Source organism: Bacillus badius NBRC 15713, assembly GCF_001591605.1.
Classification (GTDB): Bacteria; Bacillota; Bacilli; order Bacillales; family Domibacillaceae; genus Pseudobacillus; species Pseudobacillus badius.
This window is the reverse complement of the sequence record NZ_BCVF01000021.1, coordinates 1-16,589: the sequence shown is the minus strand read 5'-3', so window position 1 is coordinate 16,589 and position 16,589 is coordinate 1. Positions and strand designations below refer to the sequence as shown.

The 16,589-nt window shown below is 44.4% G+C and carries 15 protein-coding genes; 11 read left to right on the top strand and 4 right to left on the bottom strand.

Annotated elements, in window-relative coordinates; translation table 11 throughout:
- Positions 1 to 85 precede the first annotated feature (85 nt).
- From BBA02S_RS11595 to BBA02S_RS11575, 5 genes are all read left to right on the top strand, one after another.
- Positions 86 to 892 carry a uroporphyrinogen-III synthase gene (locus BBA02S_RS11595; protein WP_041099589.1) on the top strand — a complete coding sequence of 269 codons (807 nt, stop codon included), beginning with the start codon at positions 86 to 88 and terminating at the stop codon, positions 890 to 892.
- 108 nt (positions 893 to 1,000) lie between these two features.
- Positions 1,001 to 1,810 (top strand): hydroxyethylthiazole kinase, encoded by an 810-nt coding sequence (thiM, locus tag BBA02S_RS11590; RefSeq protein ID WP_041099592.1) that lies wholly within the window; start codon positions 1,001 to 1,003, stop codon positions 1,808 to 1,810.
- A gap of 14 nt (positions 1,811 to 1,824) precedes the next feature.
- Positions 1,825 to 2,649, top strand: a complete 825-nt coding sequence (thiD, locus tag BBA02S_RS11585; protein WP_041099594.1) for a bifunctional hydroxymethylpyrimidine kinase/phosphomethylpyrimidine kinase — start codon at positions 1,825 to 1,827, stop codon at positions 2,647 to 2,649.
- On the top strand, positions 2,633 to 3,289 hold the full coding sequence (gene thiE / locus BBA02S_RS11580) for a thiamine phosphate synthase (protein WP_041113067.1): 657 nt from the start codon (positions 2,633 to 2,635) through the stop codon (positions 3,287 to 3,289). Before thiD ends, thiE begins: the two co-directional genes overlap by 17 nt.
- A gap of 234 nt (positions 3,290 to 3,523) precedes the next feature.
- Positions 3,524 to 5,341 carry a PAS domain-containing sensor histidine kinase gene (locus tag BBA02S_RS11575; protein WP_041099598.1) on the top strand — a complete coding sequence of 606 codons (1,818 nt, stop codon included), beginning with the start codon at positions 3,524 to 3,526 and terminating at the stop codon, positions 5,339 to 5,341.
- Between the two features lie 40 nt (positions 5,342 to 5,381).
- Here BBA02S_RS11575 and BBA02S_RS11570 read toward each other — a convergent pair whose 3' ends face one another.
- The gene (locus tag BBA02S_RS11570) at positions 5,382 to 6,116 is read right to left on the bottom strand and encodes a YqjF family protein (RefSeq protein ID WP_041099600.1); all 735 of its coding nucleotides are present in this window, start codon (positions 6,114 to 6,116) and stop codon (positions 5,382 to 5,384) included.
- Between the two features lie 151 nt (positions 6,117 to 6,267).
- Here BBA02S_RS11570 and BBA02S_RS11565 point away from each other — a divergent pair, with 151 nt between their 5' ends.
- Both BBA02S_RS11565 and BBA02S_RS20685 read left to right on the top strand, forming a co-directional pair.
- Entirely contained in the window at positions 6,268 to 7,035 is a 768-nt protein-coding gene (locus tag BBA02S_RS11565; RefSeq protein ID WP_041099602.1) for a TraR/DksA C4-type zinc finger protein, read from the top strand.
- A complete protein-coding gene (locus BBA02S_RS20685; protein ID WP_156136637.1) occupies positions 7,035 to 7,202 on the top strand; it encodes a hypothetical protein in 168 nt (55 codons plus the stop codon). Before BBA02S_RS11565 ends, BBA02S_RS20685 begins: the two co-directional genes overlap by 1 nt.
- A 90-nt stretch (positions 7,203 to 7,292) precedes the next feature.
- Here the strand turns inward: BBA02S_RS20685 and BBA02S_RS11560 are convergent, their stop codons facing one another.
- Both BBA02S_RS11560 and BBA02S_RS11555 read right to left on the bottom strand, forming a co-directional pair.
- Positions 7,293 to 8,861: a sodium/solute symporter gene (locus BBA02S_RS11560; RefSeq protein WP_041113068.1), complete on the bottom strand. Its 1,569-nt coding sequence runs from the start codon at positions 8,859 to 8,861 to the stop codon at positions 7,293 to 7,295.
- Complete coding sequence (locus tag BBA02S_RS11555; protein ID WP_052477220.1) at positions 8,858 to 9,232, bottom strand: hypothetical protein; 375 nt, start codon at positions 9,230 to 9,232, stop codon at positions 8,858 to 8,860. Before BBA02S_RS11555 ends, BBA02S_RS11560 begins: the two co-directional genes overlap by 4 nt.
- A gap of 135 nt (positions 9,233 to 9,367) precedes the next feature.
- Here BBA02S_RS11555 and BBA02S_RS11550 point away from each other — a divergent pair, with 135 nt between their 5' ends.
- From BBA02S_RS11550 to BBA02S_RS11540, 3 genes are all read left to right on the top strand, one after another.
- Entirely contained in the window at positions 9,368 to 10,606 is a 1,239-nt protein-coding gene (locus BBA02S_RS11550) for a helix-turn-helix domain-containing protein (RefSeq protein WP_052477221.1), read from the top strand.
- Positions 10,607 to 10,907: 301 nt separating this feature from the next.
- The gene (locus tag BBA02S_RS11545) at positions 10,908 to 13,079 is read left to right on the top strand and encodes a malate synthase G (RefSeq protein WP_041113069.1); all 2,172 of its coding nucleotides are present in this window, start codon (positions 10,908 to 10,910) and stop codon (positions 13,077 to 13,079) included.
- A gap of 143 nt (positions 13,080 to 13,222) precedes the next feature.
- Positions 13,223 to 13,990: an IclR family transcriptional regulator gene (locus BBA02S_RS11540; RefSeq protein WP_041099608.1), complete on the top strand. Its 768-nt coding sequence runs from the start codon at positions 13,223 to 13,225 to the stop codon at positions 13,988 to 13,990.
- A 48-nt stretch (positions 13,991 to 14,038) separates the two neighbouring features.
- Here BBA02S_RS11540 and BBA02S_RS11535 read toward each other — a convergent pair whose 3' ends face one another.
- The gene (locus tag BBA02S_RS11535; RefSeq protein WP_041099610.1) at positions 14,039 to 15,544 is read right to left on the bottom strand and encodes a DHA2 family efflux MFS transporter permease subunit; all 1,506 of its coding nucleotides are present in this window, start codon (positions 15,542 to 15,544) and stop codon (positions 14,039 to 14,041) included.
- A 186-nt stretch (positions 15,545 to 15,730) separates the two neighbouring features.
- Here BBA02S_RS11535 and BBA02S_RS11530 point away from each other — a divergent pair, with 186 nt between their 5' ends.
- Positions 15,731 to 16,570 (top strand): TetR/AcrR family transcriptional regulator, encoded by an 840-nt coding sequence (locus tag BBA02S_RS11530; RefSeq protein ID WP_041099612.1) that lies wholly within the window; start codon positions 15,731 to 15,733, stop codon positions 16,568 to 16,570.
- The last annotated feature ends 19 nt before the right edge of the window (positions 16,571 to 16,589 follow it).

Genomic DNA, 16,589 nt, shown 5'->3' with positions numbered 1-16,589 from the left:
ACCTTTCAAATCGAATAAAACCTAGAAGTTTAATTGGTTTTTTGGTAGCATAAAGAAAAAAGATTGGTTTGAAAGGGGAAACAGCATGGGAAAAGGGCTTGAGGGAAAGAAAATTGTAATTGCAGGTTCAAGGAAAACCGAAGAAATGAGTGTGCTTATAAAAAAACAAGGCGGACTGCCGCTTATTCGGCCATTGCAAGGAACGGTTTTTTTAGCTGCAGAGGAAGTCGGATCTGAATTAAAGAAGTTAATTGCTGCCCCGCCGGATTGGATGGTTTTTACGACAGGGATTGGCACGGAAGCATTAACAGCTGCTGCTGACCAGCTCGGGGCAAAGCAGGAATTTCAGCAAATCATTCACCAGGTGAAAGTAGCGGCACGTGGATATAAGACGGTAGCTGCCTTAAAAAAATTAGGCATTACTCCTGCTGCAGTGGACGATGACGGGACAATCGCCGGCTTGATCCGAGCGCTCGAAAAAGAAAGCTTTGCTAAAAAGCGGATAGCTGTGCAGCTTCACGGCGAAAATGCTCCTTCATTGATAAAGTTTTTAACCGAGAACGAAGCAGAAGTCCAATGTTTACTCCCTTATCGCCATCATGCGCCTGATGAGAAGGCTGTAGAAACATTAATGAATGAGATCATTGGCCAAGCAGTGGACGGTGTGTGCTTTACAACCGCAATACAGGTGCGTTCTCTCTTTCAATATGCCAGGCAGAAAGAGCAAGTGAAAGAGCTTCTTGATGCTTTTTCCAAGGGAACACTAGCTGGAGCGGTCGGAAAAGTAACCGCTGAAGCGCTTACGGAAGAAGGAGTCCGCCGGATGGTTGTTCCGGAGCTTGAAAGAATGGGTGCGCTGATCATGGAGATGTCGCGCTATGATCGGGGCTGAGGCCAGGAATAAGGAAAGCAGCAATGAGTCAAGAAGGGACAAAAAGCGCACGTTTTAACATGTCGTGCTTTTCTCCCTTTCTTCAGTGATCTAGGAAGAGGTGGAAAGATGGATCATCAAACAGTTAGCCAACTACTTGCACGTGTGAGACAACAGAGTCCGCTCGTTCATAATATTACCAACAACGTTGTGACTAATTTTACAGCCAACGGCCTGTTAGCCCTCGGTGCTTCTCCTGTTATGGCTTACGCGCAAGAAGAGGTAGCCGAGATGGCGCGAATGGCCGGAGCGCTTGTGCTCAATATCGGCACGCTTGATGCAGAAAAGGTGACAGCGATGATCATAGCAGGAAAGGCAGCTAATGATGCCGGAGTACCGGTTATTTTTGACCCGGTGGGAGCCGGAGCTACTGCTTATCGGACCGAGGCTGCCTCCCGGATCATGAGCGAGGTTCAGGTAGACGTATTAAGGGGAAACGCAGCAGAAGTAGCCAACGTGGCTGGAAAGCATGGGAACATTAAAGGAGTAGATGCCGGAGAAAGCATGGAAAGCCCAATCGAACTTGCAAAGGAAGCAGCGGCAAAATGGAAAACGACAGCAGTGATTACCGGAGAAACAGATGTTATTGCCAGTTCCGATTCCTTATTCCTCGTTCGAAACGGCCATCCGATGCTCACGAAAGTGACGGGCACCGGCTGTTTATTCAGTGCTGTCATCGGTGCTTTTTGTGCGGTGGAGCAACAGGCGGGAAAGGCAGCTGCCAGCGCAGCAGCTGTTTATGGGGTCGCAGCAGAAGCCGCAATGACAATCAGCGGAGAAGAAGGCCCGGGAAGTTTTCAAGTAGAATTTTTAAATCAGCTGGCTAAAGTAGGGGCAGAGAGCATCTCAGCCTTTGCTAACATAGAAACGTTCAATTAACGGGGGTGGAGAACATGACAGTAAGAAAAGCGTTAACCATCGCAGGCTCTGACAGCGGCGGCGGAGCTGGAATTCAAGCAGATTTAAAAACATTCCAGGAGCTTGGCGTGTACGGCATGTCTGCGTTAACAGCGGTAACAGTTCAAAACACGCTCGGTGTGCATGGCGTTTATCCAATGACAGCTGCCGCGGTAAAGGAGCAGATAACAGCGATCGGCGAGGACATGGGAACAGACGCTTTGAAGACCGGCATGTTATTTAGCGGGGAGATTATTCAGTCAGTAGCAGACACCATTCAGACCTTCGGCTGGAAGAAAGTCGTCATTGATCCTGTAATGATTGCCAAAGGAGGAGCTTCCTTGCTTCAAGAGGAGGCGGTCAGAGCAATGAAACGATCGTTGATGCCGCTGGCTATGGTCATTACACCTAATATTCCTGAAGCCGAGGTATTGGCAGACATGACGATTCAATCACTCGACGACCGTAAGCGGGCGGCAAAGAAGCTGTATGAATTAGGAGCGCAGCATGTAGTAATTAAAGGCGGACATGCCAATGATGGAGAAAAGCTGATTGATTTACTTTATGATGGCGAAGAGTTTTCTCTTTTTGAGAGCGTCCGTCTTTCTACGAAAAATACACATGGCACCGGCTGTACCTTTGCTGCGGCCATAACGGCCGAGCTGGCAAAAGACCGACCTGTGAAGCAGGCAGTTGGAGTAGCGGTAGAATATGTTCATGCAGCAATCGAGATGGATTTAAGCATCGGCAAGGGACATGGTCCAACGAATCACTGGGCATTTAAAAGAAAAGAGGAGTTGACTGATGCAGCTAATAAATAAGGAACAAGTAAAAGACTGGCTTTCTGTTTATTTTATCATGGGCAGCCCTAATTGCCGGAAGGATCCCAAGGAAACTCTTGAAGAGGCTATTGAGGGCGGGGCAACCCTTTTTCAATTCCGGGAAAAGGGAGCAAATGCTTTGACGGGCGAGAAAAAATGGATGCTTGCTGCCGAATTGCAGGACGTTTGCCGCCGTCAGGCCATTCCATTTCTTGTAAACGATGATATCGAACTAGCGGTCAAGCTGGAGGCTGACGGCGTCCATATTGGACAAGAGGATGCCGCTCTGTCAGATGTCCGTAAACGGCTGCCAGGAAGGATCATTGGTGTTTCTGTTCATACGATGGAAGAAGCTATAAAGGCTATAGACGAGGGGGCAGATTATTTAGGGATCGGTCCGGTTTTTCCGACAGCCACCAAAGCTGATGCCCAGCCGGTACAAGGAACCAAGCTGATTGAAGAGATTCGGTCTGCCGGTCTATCTATCCCGATTGTAGGAATTGGCGGCATTCAAGCGGAGAATGCTGCGCAGGTTGTATCAAGCGGTGCAGACGGCGTATCTGTTATTACAGCCATCAGCCAGGCCGCTTCCCCGAGAGAAGCAGCTGCTCAGTTGAAAAAAGCTATTTTAGAAAATTAAATAAAGAGATAGAGATCCTAATTGATCTTCTAGAAGCGGACGCGGCGGCAATGTAGAATATGCTGGCCGATCGCTTGAATAAAAGTTTGCTTTATGCTTTGGACAAAGAATTTTCCTTCTTGTTCAAAGCATTTTTTATAAGGAAGCAAAAAGGAAAATGTATGATTTTGTCGAATAATTTTTGCTGATATTAAGTAATAACTCCTACATAATAAAGGAAAAAGGGGAGCGGTGATGGATGAAATGTGTACAGAACAAATGGCTGCGAATGAAACGGCAAAATGGTTTGCCGATAAGGCTAAAAATATTTTGCTGTTGTTAGATGAACAGGGAAATATTCAGTATGCTAATCAAGCTTTTAAACGGCTTATGCCGTTTTCCTTTGAAAATTGTCCGAAACCATCTCTTTTTCATTTCATTCATAAAGAAGATCGCGAGGAGGCAGTAAACCGGCTTCTATATTTCGAGGATAGCGCTTCGTTTACGCCTTTTTTAAGCGGTTTTTCTAATGGCAAAGGAAGAGAGGGACAACTGCTTTGGCAAGACGCAGAGAGAACGGCGAATGGGAGAATACAAGTAATCGCTGAGCTGATTGAAGAAAAAGGGGAAGAGGAGCAGAAGGAAGACGGCTGGCTGCACTTTGTCGCTCATCATACAGAGGACCCTGGGTATATTGTCGACTTGCGCGGAAAAGTGCTTTTAGTAAATGCAGCATTTGAACAAGTGTTTGGCTGGAAGAAACAGGAGGTCATTGGCCGAACAGCTTTGCTGATACCCGAAGAGAATCACCGTGAATGGCAGAGCCGAATGGACGAAGTATGTGATCAGAGAAGGCAAGTGACTTTTCAGTCGGTCAGCAAAAAGAAAGATGGAGGCGCTTTCCCGGTAGCGGTGACCATTTGTCCTGCTTATGAGCAGGATGGCGATGTTTATCTATGTGCCGTGTTTATAAAGGATTTAACGGAGTGTTTGGAAACGAAAAATCTGCTTGAAAAGCAAAACAAATTGATTGCTGAACGAGAACGCCTTCTCCTTGATATCACGGAGAATATTACGGAAATGATCAGTTTGTTTGATGTACAGTTAAATAAATTTCTTTACATTAGCCCCTCTTACGTGCAATTCTTTAACAGAAAAATAGAAGATTTATACCATGATCCTGAATTTGTGCTTAAAAATTGCCACCCGGAGGATTTGCCAAAGCTTGTGAAGTTTCTCTCTGAACCTGCTGCTCAAGCAAAAGAGATTGAGTACCGGGTATTAAAGGATAACGGCCGGGAACTAGGCTGGATACATATGAAAATTACGCCGATCGCGGATGAAGAAGGAACTATGAACCGCTGGATCAATATTAGCCGTGATATTACCGAGTTGAAGAAAAAAGAACTAATGATCCGAAAATGGGATAAGCTGAGTGCGGTCGGCCAGCTGGCGGCCGGGATTGCCCATGAGGTCAGAAATCCTTTGACATCTGTCAAAGGATTCATGCAGCTGCTTGCTCAAGAAACGAACAATAAGTACACAGATATTATTTTGTCTGAGTTGGAACGAATTGAATTTATTATGAATGAGTTTTTAATATTGGCTAAACCTCATCAAGCGATTCAGAGAACCCTCAGCAATATAAATGAAGTGCTGCAGGATGTAATAGAATTTATGAAACCGGAAGCGCTTTTATACGGAGCCGCTCTTCATCTCGATTTTGATGAGACGCTCCCTGCTGTTTGCTGTGAGCCTAAGCAAATTAAGCAAGTGATCATTAACTTAATAAAAAATGCCATTGATGCGATGCCTTCGGGAGGGAACATTTACCTGACGACAAAATTAACAGATGATAACCTGGCGATGATTAAAGTCAGAGATGAAGGAATCGGTATGTCAGCTGAACGGTTAGAGCGATTAGGAGAGCCGTTTTATTCAAATAAAGAAAAAGGAACGGGCCTCGGGCTGATGATGTGTTATAAAATTATTGAAAATCATCAAGGAACGATTCACTTTACAAGCCGCGAAGGAGGAGGAACGACTGTTCGAATTCTCTTGCCCTGTTCATAGCGAAAGGTAAACAGGAAAGGGTTGCTTCTGTTTTTGTGGGCTATATTTTTTGCAAAGGCCAAAAAAATGCTTTTTTTTCTTTTGAAAAATGAACAATAGGCTGTTCGTTCCAATGGTTGGCCGGAAGAAAAGGAGCCATTGTATTGCGAAAAAAAGTGGCGTCCGCTTTTTGAAGGGACCACCTTGTATGATGAATATCTCCCCGATATAATTTATTTCCCCTTGAGGTAAAGATACAGTAGCGCTCAGTTGCCCAGTAATCAAACGTTCCTTTGTCCGCTGAATATGGAGAGGACAGAGGAGTATAACAAACATCTAATTCCTCCTCTTCTTGCCCAAAAGAATAAGAACTTTGAAAGCGGCAGCTATCATTTAGGGTGGCTGCCATTTTTGATTGGCGAAAAGGCAGTAAATAGAAAAGGCGGGCACCGACTACAGAAGGCAGGTGATTCACATCCAAGCTGAAAAAGTAAACGCCTGGAATTCCTTGATGGGTTACATAAGTCCTTACATTGAGCTGAAGAAAGGAACGAAAGAGCGGAATAGATGGCAATCCATGAAAGCGCATATTAGAAACTTGAAAAGGGACAAGCCCGACCCATGCCGTATGGTCGTATAAGTCAATTTGCAAGGAAGGCGGAAAAACCCCTTTTAAAGCTTCCGGCTGGATAGGCCAATGCATAAACAATACATTAGACCAGACCTGTGTCATTAACCAGGAAGATGAAGGCAATGGAATCGGCCGATGTTGCAAATGTAAAAAGGCTCTATGCATAAAAGGCGCCTCCTTTATCGGACCAGTCATTTGGTTTATTATTTCCGAGCTTGATTTATTTAAACACAGTCTCTCTTCAGCTTGAGAATTAAGTGATTCATTTTTACTCATACTACATAATGAGTCGATTGTTTAGAGAAGGGGGTGCAGTATGCTGACAGCTGAACAGGTATCTAAGCTGCGTTTTCAGCTTGAAAGAGAAAAAGGAGAGCTGGAGGGAAGGCTCAAAAGTAACGATCATTTCGGATTGGAAAGGGCGCATTCCCATGAATCAATGGGAGAGCTGTCCTCTTATGATAACCATCCTGCTGATGAGGGCACGGAATTATATGAACGAGAAAAAGACATCGCGCTCAATGAACATGAAGAAAATCAATTAAAAGAAATTGTGCGGGCACTCGAGGCAATGGATCGGGGAGAATATGGCCATTGTGAAATTTGCGGAAAAGAAATCCCGTTTGAGCGCCTTGAAGCCATTCCTGCGACCGCTTATTGTATTGATCATTCGCAAAACCAAATCATTTCACATGACCGCCCAATCGAAGAGGGGGTGCTCATGCCGCCGTTTGGAAAGTTTGATTTTGATGACAGCGCAGATGAGTCAATGGTTTTTGATGCAGAGGATGCATGGCAGGAGGTTGCCCAATGGGGAACGTCTGAGTCGCCATCTGATTTTATAAATCCACCGGGTCATTACAATGACATGTATACTGAGCCGGAAGAGAATATTGGTTATGTGGAAGATTATGAAAACTTTGTAGGCGTGGATATAGAGGGAAGAAACATCACTGTTTACCCGAATGATCAGCATGAAAGATATGAGGAAGAACTAGACGAAGAAGAAATAATGACTACTTTTGGCGATTTGCCGGCATTTGAACACGATCCTTACGTAGAGAGAAGAGAGGAGCGCAAATAATGGTTAATTTAAACTTTGATGCATTCCGAAAGCAACAGGCCAAGCATAAACCGGTGTATGTAGGAAGTACAAAGGAAAGCCCTGGAGTGAATGACCAGGATGCCAATGGACAGGGAAATACAGATCTATCACCGGGGGCATCAGGAAGAACAATCGGAAAAAAATAAAAAACAACGGGACTGTTCCAAAAGCGCGGAAGGCAACGCTTATGGACAGTCCTGTTGTTTTTTTGCTGCTGGCAGCAAGAAGGCGAAGGATTAAGCGACTTCGCTTTCCTTGGAATGAACTTTTCTCATGAAATCATTCACATCTGCCGGCACTTTTCGGTCAAGCTTGGAAACAATGTATACAGTCAAAAATCCAATCGGCACGGTGACAATACCCGGCACCTTAAACTGTAGGGCTGCAGGAAGGAAGGGGGATAAGAAAATCATAACCATGGAGACAATCAAGCCGACGAGAAGTCCGGCAATGGCTCCTTTTTCTGTCATCCCCCGCCACCAAATGCCAAATAAAAAGATCGGTGTGAATGTGCTGGCTGCTACGGTAAAGGCCAGTGCAACGAGATGGCCGATCGAAGCCTCTTTGACCAACAGGCCAAGCAGCCCGTACAGGATACCAAGAATTAAAATAGCGACTTTGCCGGCAGCAACACGCTGTTTTTGCGACAACTCTTTTTTAGAGAAAGAAGCATACAAGTCGTGTGCCAGTGCCCCTGAACTGGCAATAAATAATCCCGAAAGATTGGAGAAAATCGCAGCGAATGCTCCTGCAATGACAAGGCCGAGCAGCCATTTGCCGCCGAGCACTTCAGCAATGGATGGAACGACCATATTGTCCCCGCCAGTTACCAAATTTTTCATTACTTCGGCATTTAAGTTTCCTTCCAGAAAGAGAGCCCGGCCCACAACTCCCAAATAGACAGCAAATAAGAAAAACACACTCGCGATTCCAATAGCCATTAAGGCGGACTTGCGGGCAGCTTTGGCGCTTGGATTAGTATAAAAGCGAAGCAAAATATGAGGCAGCCCGATCGTTCCGAGTGATAAGCCAATAATCAGAGAAACGGTATGAAGAAAGTTAGGTGTTAATACGCCTGAAGTAGCCCAGCTTTCCCCGTTGGCTACTATATCTTTTCCGTCTTCAGTAAAAGCGGCTGTGTTAGCCACCGAACCGCTAAAGCTTGTAATAGCGGAAAGGATTTTTTCATAATGCAGTCCGCCGTAGATGGCTGCGCCAACCATTAAAATAAAAGCGCCGAGGCGAATCCACAGCTCAAGCGCCTGATTTAATGTTGTTCCTTTCATGCCGCCGACGCCGACATACAAAATCATCACCGCACAAGTGAAGATGATGCCAAACTCATAGGACGTGCCGAAAAACATGCTTAAAATTTGAGCAGCACCGAGCAATTGGGGAGCGGCATAAAATCCGGAAATGGACAGAACAACTAGAACGGCTACTAACCGGGCCCGTTTGCTGTGGAACCGATAAGCAACAAAATCGGCAACTGTATAAGCGCCAAACCGTCTCAGCGGTCCAGCAACAAAAATGGCCAGCAAGGTTAAACCAATGGAAAAACTGAAGGTATAAAAGGCGCCGTCATAGCCGATTGAAAAAGTCAGACCGGCAAGACCGAGAAAGGTAGCGGCGCTTAAATAATCACCGGCTATGGCCGAACCGTTCGTGAACCAGCCAAATGAGCGTCCGCCGACAAAAAAATCGCTGGCACTTGAATTTTTCTTTGATAAGTACGTAATGTAGACGATCGTTCCCATGAGGAGGAACGTGAAAATATATTTTGGTTCCAAAAGCGTTTCCATCATGCACTATTTCCTCCTCTGCTATTTCCTTGTTCTTCCGAGGGACTCGAGAAAGCATCATAACGGGCAAGTCTTTTTTCATAGCGCTTTGTATGAATATAAGCGATCAAAAAGGCCATCGCCATTCCCACGACAGTGGTTAGGAACCATGTGACAGACATGCCGCCCCAGAACTGGCTAAAAGCGAAATCCTTCATATACCAGTTAATGATTGGAATAAACAAAATAAAAGCGTAGTAAATACTTGAAAGCCCAAGCCCTGTCCGTAATTCCGATTTCATGATATAGCGCGTTTCCTTATCAAGCGGCGGCAGGCTTCCGGCATCCACCGTTCCCCTCGATTGGTCGGTCATTTCATATTCTTGGCTCAACATGCATCCCCTCCTTGCCTTTAGTATACTAAGGAAAAGAATGTAATCCCTTACAAAATATTATCAGAATATTATAAAAAATTGCTTGTTTTTGTGATATCTGGATGTTAGAATGTGGAAGGGGAAAGGAGAGAATGAATGAAATACATTGTTTGCCTGGAAAATGTGAATGCGGCAGCTTATCCTTTGCTGGAAAAATGGCTTCAAGAAAAATATGAACAGCAGTGTGCCATTCGAAGCCGCTTCGGTAATTACGAAGAGGCTCATATTAAAGTTTTCCAGATCAGCGAATTAAGCGATTGGCTGAGAGTTTACCGCTCAATGAAGCGCCAAAGGTGTTTTTATATATTAATTCTGGATCGAAAGTGGCATCATACCTCACCGTTGGCTCTGAAGCTGCAAGCTCATTCGCTTGTGCTGAACCCTTTAAAAAAATCAGCTTTTATTCGCAGTGTGGACGATGTGTTAGGAATGATGCAAAAAAATCCGGCCGTCCTCTTGCAATTAGAAGGAAAAAAAGTAATTGCTTCCTATCAGACAGCAAAGAATGAACCGCTGGAAAATTACGTCTTAAGGCAGCTTCTCCATCAAACGATTCAATCGGAAAACATTATGATGGATGCTCTGTCTGTTTTTAAGGAAAATACTTTTCCTAACGCCGTTTGCTATGTGGAAGGATTTGCTCATTTAGATTGTGACCCCGCTGATGAAAACCGTTCTGCTCCGCTGATCAGCTCTTATTTCAAAACCGCTTTCGAAGGCAAGGTGCCCCGTCTGTATTTTGTACCTTTTCGAAAATCAATGCTCGTTTTATTCAGGCAGCCGGAAAGTGTCTGCTCTTTAAAAGATTGGGAGGAAGGGAGACGGATATTTGAAAGTATTATCCATAATTTGTTAAAGAAGCACCGTATTCAAATTTATATTGGAGTCGGCTCTCTTTATAACGATCCTCATCTGCTTCATTATTCGTTTAAAGAAGCAGAGCTGGCCAGAAGCTTGCCGCCCTTTCATGAAGTTTCCTTGCGTTATTATGAAGAAATTTCTAAAGAGCCAAATATCAGAAAAAGCACGGAATTTATTCATACACATTTTGGAGAAGAAATGACTGCGAAGGATGTAGCTAAGCATGTGAACTTAAGCTACTCACACTTTATCCGGCTATTTAAAAAAGAAACAGGAAATAATTTTTCAGAGTACGTAACATTCGTCCGGTTAAGAAATGGTGTTCGGCTTCTGAGACAAACCAACTATACAATAGAAGAAGTTGCTGAAGTTACTGGTTTTAATACCCCAAATTACTTCAGTTCTACGTTCAAAAAATTCGTTGGAACTACCCCGCGGGAGTTTAGGCTGACAAGGGAAATAGTTTTCGTTTGAAAACCGACTAGTCCGTTTAGTTTAAAGAGATGGGGAAAAGGGTACAATATAAACACGATAAGATTTGGTTGGAAGCCGTCCATAGGGGAATATGGATGGCTTTTTGGCGTTTGAATGACAAATAAGACTATGCCCGCTTCTTTTGAATGAACATGTAAAGGCAATTGTAATACAACAGATTAAAATTGTTATATAACAATTCGCTGATATTAATTGAAATGTTCTAAATTTTGTGCTAATCTTTTTTTAGAACATTTAAGAAACACTGTTGCGTAATAAGAAACGAAGGGGCGGGGAAAGGATGAATTATGTAAAAGCAGGGTCTTTGCAAGTGGATGAGCAATTGTTTCAATTTATTAATAACGAGGTGCTTCCAGGAACGGGAATCAATGATCAGGCATTCTGGAATGGGTTTAGTGCGATTGTGTCCGAATTAACGCCGAAAAATCGCCACTTATTAAAAAAGCGAGACGAAATGCAGCAGAAAATCGACGATTGGCATAAAGAGCATTCATTTGACTTTGATCAATATAAAGCTTTTTTAAAGGAAATTGGCTATATTGAATCTGAATCTGACGACTTTAAAGTAGCCACTGAAAATGTGGATGAAGAAATTGCTTTGCAAGCGGGTCCTCAGCTCGTTGTCCCGGTAAACAATGCCAGGTATGCGATCAATGCAGCCAATGCCCGGTGGGGAAGCTTGTATGATGCCCTTTATGGAACAGATGCGATTCCGGAAACAAAAGGTGCCGAGAAGAAGGGCAGCTATAACCCAGTAAGGGGAGAAAAGGTTATCGCTTTTGCAAGGCGTTTTCTTGATGAAGCAGCTCCTCTGGCACAGGGCTCTCATGCAGAAAGCGCCAGCTATGTCGTTCAAGATGGGGAATTAGTCGTTACATTAATGGATGGCAGCCAAACGAGGCTGAAAAATAAACAGCAGCTGCAAGGCGTCCAAGGCGAAGCCGCTGCGCCATCAGCTATATTATTAAAAAATAACGGTCTTCATTTTGAAATTCAAATAGATAAAAATGATCCAATCGGCCAAACAGATGCAGCGGGGATCAAGGATATATTGATGGAAGCGGCTCTGTCAACCATTATGGACTGCGAAGATTCCGTGGCGGCTGTTGACGCGGAAGACAAAGTGCTTGTGTACCGTAATTGGCTAGGGTTAATCAAGGGAAGCTTGAGCTGTTCATTTGTGAAGAATGGCAAAACGCTCACACGCCGAATGAATGAGGATCGCCTGTATACGTCAATAGATGGCCGCACGTTAAAGCTTCCGGGCCGCTCATTAATGTTTGTTCGCAATGTCGGCCATTTAATGACGATTAATGCCGTGTTTGACGAAAACGGCCAAGAGATATTTGAAGGCATTCTTGACGGGGTAGTCACAAGTGCGATTGCTAAGCACTCTCTTGATGGAAGTTCCGAGCTGGCCAATTCTCGTAAAGGTTCTATTTACATTGTTAAGCCGAAAATGCACGGGTCAGAGGAAGTGGCATTTGCCTGCGAGCTGTTTGACCGGATCGAGGATTTGCTGGAACTAAAACGGAACACATTGAAAATTGGCGTGATGGATGAAGAACGGCGCACCTCGCTGAACTTGAAAAATTGCATTCGTGAATCAAAGGGAAGAATCGCCTTTATTAATACGGGCTTTCTTGATCGAACAGGAGATGAGATACATACATCCATGGAAGCGGGAGCGGTGATTCCAAAGGGGGATATTAAATCTTCCGTGTGGTTATCAGCTTATGAGAAAGCAAATGTCGCTGCGGGGCTTGCAACCGGCTTGCAGGGCCGTGCCCAAATCGGGAAAGGCATGTGGGCGATGCCAGATATGATGGCTGCTATGCTGGAACAAAAAGTTGGCCATGTCAAAGCAGGTGCAAACACGGCATGGGTGCCTTCGCCGACCGCAGCTGTCCTTCACGCCCTTCATTATCATCAAGTTCATGTGAAGCAAGTTCAAGATGAATTAAAGCAAAGCTTGCAAGATTATACAGATGATATTTTACAAATTCCGCTGGCAAAGGATTCAAGGTGGAGCCGGGAGGAAATCCAGCGGGAACTTGATAATAATGCGCAAGGCATCCTCGGTTATGTAGTCCGCTGGGTGGAACAAGGAGTCGGCTGCTCTAAAGTTCCGGACATTCATGACGTTGGTTTAATGGAAGACCGGGCGACTCTCCGCATCTCCAGCCAGCACATTGCCAATTGGCTTCGCCACGGCATTTGCACAGAAGAGCAAGTAATGGAGACGATGAAGCGAATGGCGAAGGTAGTGGATGAACAAAATGCCGGGGATGAGGGATATCGGTCTATGTCAGCAAATTATGAGGAATCCGTAGCCTTCCAAGCTGCTTGTGATCTTGTATTTAAAGGACACGAGCAGCCAAACGGATATACAGAACCTATTTTGCACAAACGACGCCTTGAAGCAAAGGCAAAATATAGAGTCACTCAATAAGATTTTTTCATTTCTTCTTTTTGCATCTTAAAGGATAATAGAAAAAGGCTGGCCAACTGCAGGCCAGCCTTTTTAGCGAAAGAGGGCTTTAGAGCAAACAAAATGAATAAGAAAATACAGCTGCATGGAAAGGGGCCTGTCAATTGGAAAGAAATAATGTCGTAAAATCGGTTGCACGGGCGCTTGATATCATCGAACTTGTCGGCCAGTCGAAGCAAGGACTCGGTGTAACAGAAATTTCAAAGCAAATGGATATTAATAAAAGCTCTGTTTTTCGCATACTAGCAACTCTTAGTCAATATGGCTATATTGAACAGCATGAAACCACCGGGAAATACAAGCTAGGCTATATGTTTCTTGATATCAGTTCTAAATTGCTTGACTCTTTGGACGTCCGGGCAGAGGCGCAGCCGATACTGCAGGAACTTGAAGAAGAGACAAATGAAGTCGTTCATCTCGTTGTGTATGATCAGGGGGAAGTTGTTTATATTGAAAAGCTTGATGGCAATGAAGCATTGCGCATGCACTCCAAGGTCGGCAAGCGGGCGCCGGTTCATTGTACTTCTGTCGGCAAAGCGATCCTTTCTCACTTACCGGCGGCAGACGTGCTGACGATTATTGAAAGAAAGGGATTGCCGGCCCATACTCCCTATACGATCGCAGAAAAAGAAGTGTTTTTACAGGAGCTGTCAAGAGTAAAAGCAAATGGGTACGCTCTCGACCTGGAGGAGAATGAGGCTGGTATCCGCTGCATTGCTGCTCCGGTTTTTGATCATACAGGAAAGGTAGCTGCAGCTGTCAGCATTTCAGGCCCGACGCTGCGAATGACGGATGAACGATTGCGTTCATTAAGCGGGCGGATGATCCAGGCAGGACAAGCTATTTCCAAACGGCTTGGTTATAGCGGCTGATCAGCAAAAAAGCATTTGGGAAGCTTCCCAAATGCTTTTTTTGCGTTTTTAAACATCAAGCGGCTGTTCTTTCGTTAAATCTTTGGCTGGACTTGTGCGTTTCATAAAGAACGAGAGAATGAGCGCGATGATGGCAATATAAACAGAAACAGAGAAAGAGAAATTAATCCCGTGAAGCATAGCTTCATTCATAATAGCTGCTTTCATATCGGCTATTTGGGAAGGGTCCGGCTGAGTAGATGCCGGCATGCTTTTCATCGCTGCATCAGCCAATCTCTCAGCCTCTGATTCTGTACGGTTTTGCATCAAGGTCACGAGAAAGGCAGATCCAACTGCACCAGAAACCTGCTGCAACGTGTTGTTCATAGCAGTTCCATGCGGATTCATGCTTTGCGGCAGTTCATTTAAACCGTTAGTCATAACCGGCATCATGACCATAGACATTCCAAACATCCGCAAGGTATAAAGCAGCATTAAATAGCTGTAGGAAGTGTCAAGTGTAAGGTTACTGAACAGATGCGTTGTATAAATAGTAATAGCAAGCCCAATGACGGCTAAAACCCGGGCGCCGAATTTATCAAACAGCTTGCCGGTAATTGGGGACATGACTCCCATCGCAAGCGCTCCCGGCAGCATAAGCAGTCCGGAGTGAAGCGGGGAGATGCCGCGGAGTGTCTGTACATAAATGGGCATTAACAGCATAGCAGAAAACATTGCCATAGCTAATACAACAGAAATAGCCGAAGAAAGGGCAAACATTGGATAGCGGTAAATTCGGAACTCAAGAAGCGGCTCATCTAGGCGGAGCTGCCGGATGATGAACAGCAACAGCCCAATGACACCTGCAATGATAGGCAGGTATACATGGACAGAGTCCCAGCCTTTCTCTCCTGCCGAACTGAACCCATACAATAGTCCCCCAAAGCCGACACTGGATAAAATCAGTGACAAAACATCGAGTTTAATATTTCTTTGAGGCGTAATATTCTTCAGTTTCAAAATGGCCACTACTAGTGTAATGGCGGCGATGGGAAGAACCACATCAAATAATGTGCGCCAAGAATAATGTTCAATCAGCCAACCGGATAAAGTAGGACCGATCGCCGGAGCGGTAATCATCACCAGTCCAAACAGTCCCATAGCAGCCCCGCGGCGTTCAACCGGAAAACTGAAAAGCATGACATTCATTAAAAGCGGCATCATAATCGCAGAACCTGATGCTTGAATCATCCGGGCCGTGAGCAGTACTCCCAGGGACGGAGAAAAAGCTGCCAATAATGTGCCGGCAGTGAAGAGACTCATGGCTAAAATGAACAACTTCCGGTTTGTGAACTTCTGGATAAAAAAAGCACTGGCAGGAATAAGAATACCATTTACCAGCATATAACCGGTTGTCAGCCATTGAACAGCAGAGGCTGATGCATCAAAATCTTTCATAATAGAAGGAAGCGCTACGTTCAGCAGCGTTTCGTTTAAAATGGAGACGAAGGCGCCGACAAATAAAAGGGCAATCATGCCATAAGGCGGCTTTTCCATCGCGCCTTGTGTATTCATAAATAAACCTCCTCATACCGTGTGTATATTTTTTGGACTTCGGTTATAATAGGTTTTAATCATATACCGCTGGTACAGAAAAATCAATAAAAATTTTAAAATAAAGCGGGAATGTTGATTGTTAAAAGAATCTAGGCTACGATGAAATTGTACATGCAGTACAAATAGTAAAGCTCAGGTGATGAAATGAATAGTCGCAAGCGCCAAGTAATGGTCGCTGCCCATGCTCTTTTTGTAGAAAAAGGGTATGCTGCTACTTCCATTCAAGATATTTTAGATGCTAGCCATATATCTAAAGGAACGTTCTATAATTATTTCTCTTCTAAAAGTGAATTGCTCATTAATATTCTTGAAGATATTAAAACAGAAACAAAAAAACAGAGACTTTCCGTGTTATCTGGCCGGCAGGCATCAGATCTCATAGGGTTCAGCGATCAGCTTGTTATTACAATGGAAGTGAACAAAAGGAATAACTTGTTTATTTTATTTCAAGGGGTGTTTGCGTCTGAAGAAGAGGAGCTGAAGCAGCTTGTCAAGCGGCACTACTTGGAGGAATTAAAGTGGATTCAAAGCCGGATCATTGAATTGTATGGAAAGAAGGTTAAACCGTATTCTTTGGATCTTTCCCTTATTTTTTTAGGGAGTGTTCAGCAAATGATCCACTTATTTATGGTGACGAAAAGTGAGTCCATAGAACTGAAGGAAATTATCGCTTATGGGCTGCGCCGAATGGATGGGACGATAGCTGATGTGCAAAGCAGCGAGGATATTCTCGTAGGAGAATGGTTCTTTGACAAATGTTTCCCTGAAATTGCCCTTTCGAAGGAGCATAAAAGAAAGAACATATTGGAGAGAATCAATGTCATGCAACAAGGAGCTTCTCCGAAACAAAAGGAGCTGCTGGGGTTTTTGCAGAATGAAATAAAGGTTACTAAACCGCGTGCAGCTGTTATTGAGGCGGTGCTTGGAGTAATAGACGGCAGGGAGGATCTTGCCGACCTAGTGATCGACTACTTGCATGAATAAGTTCTGTCTGCGATTTTTT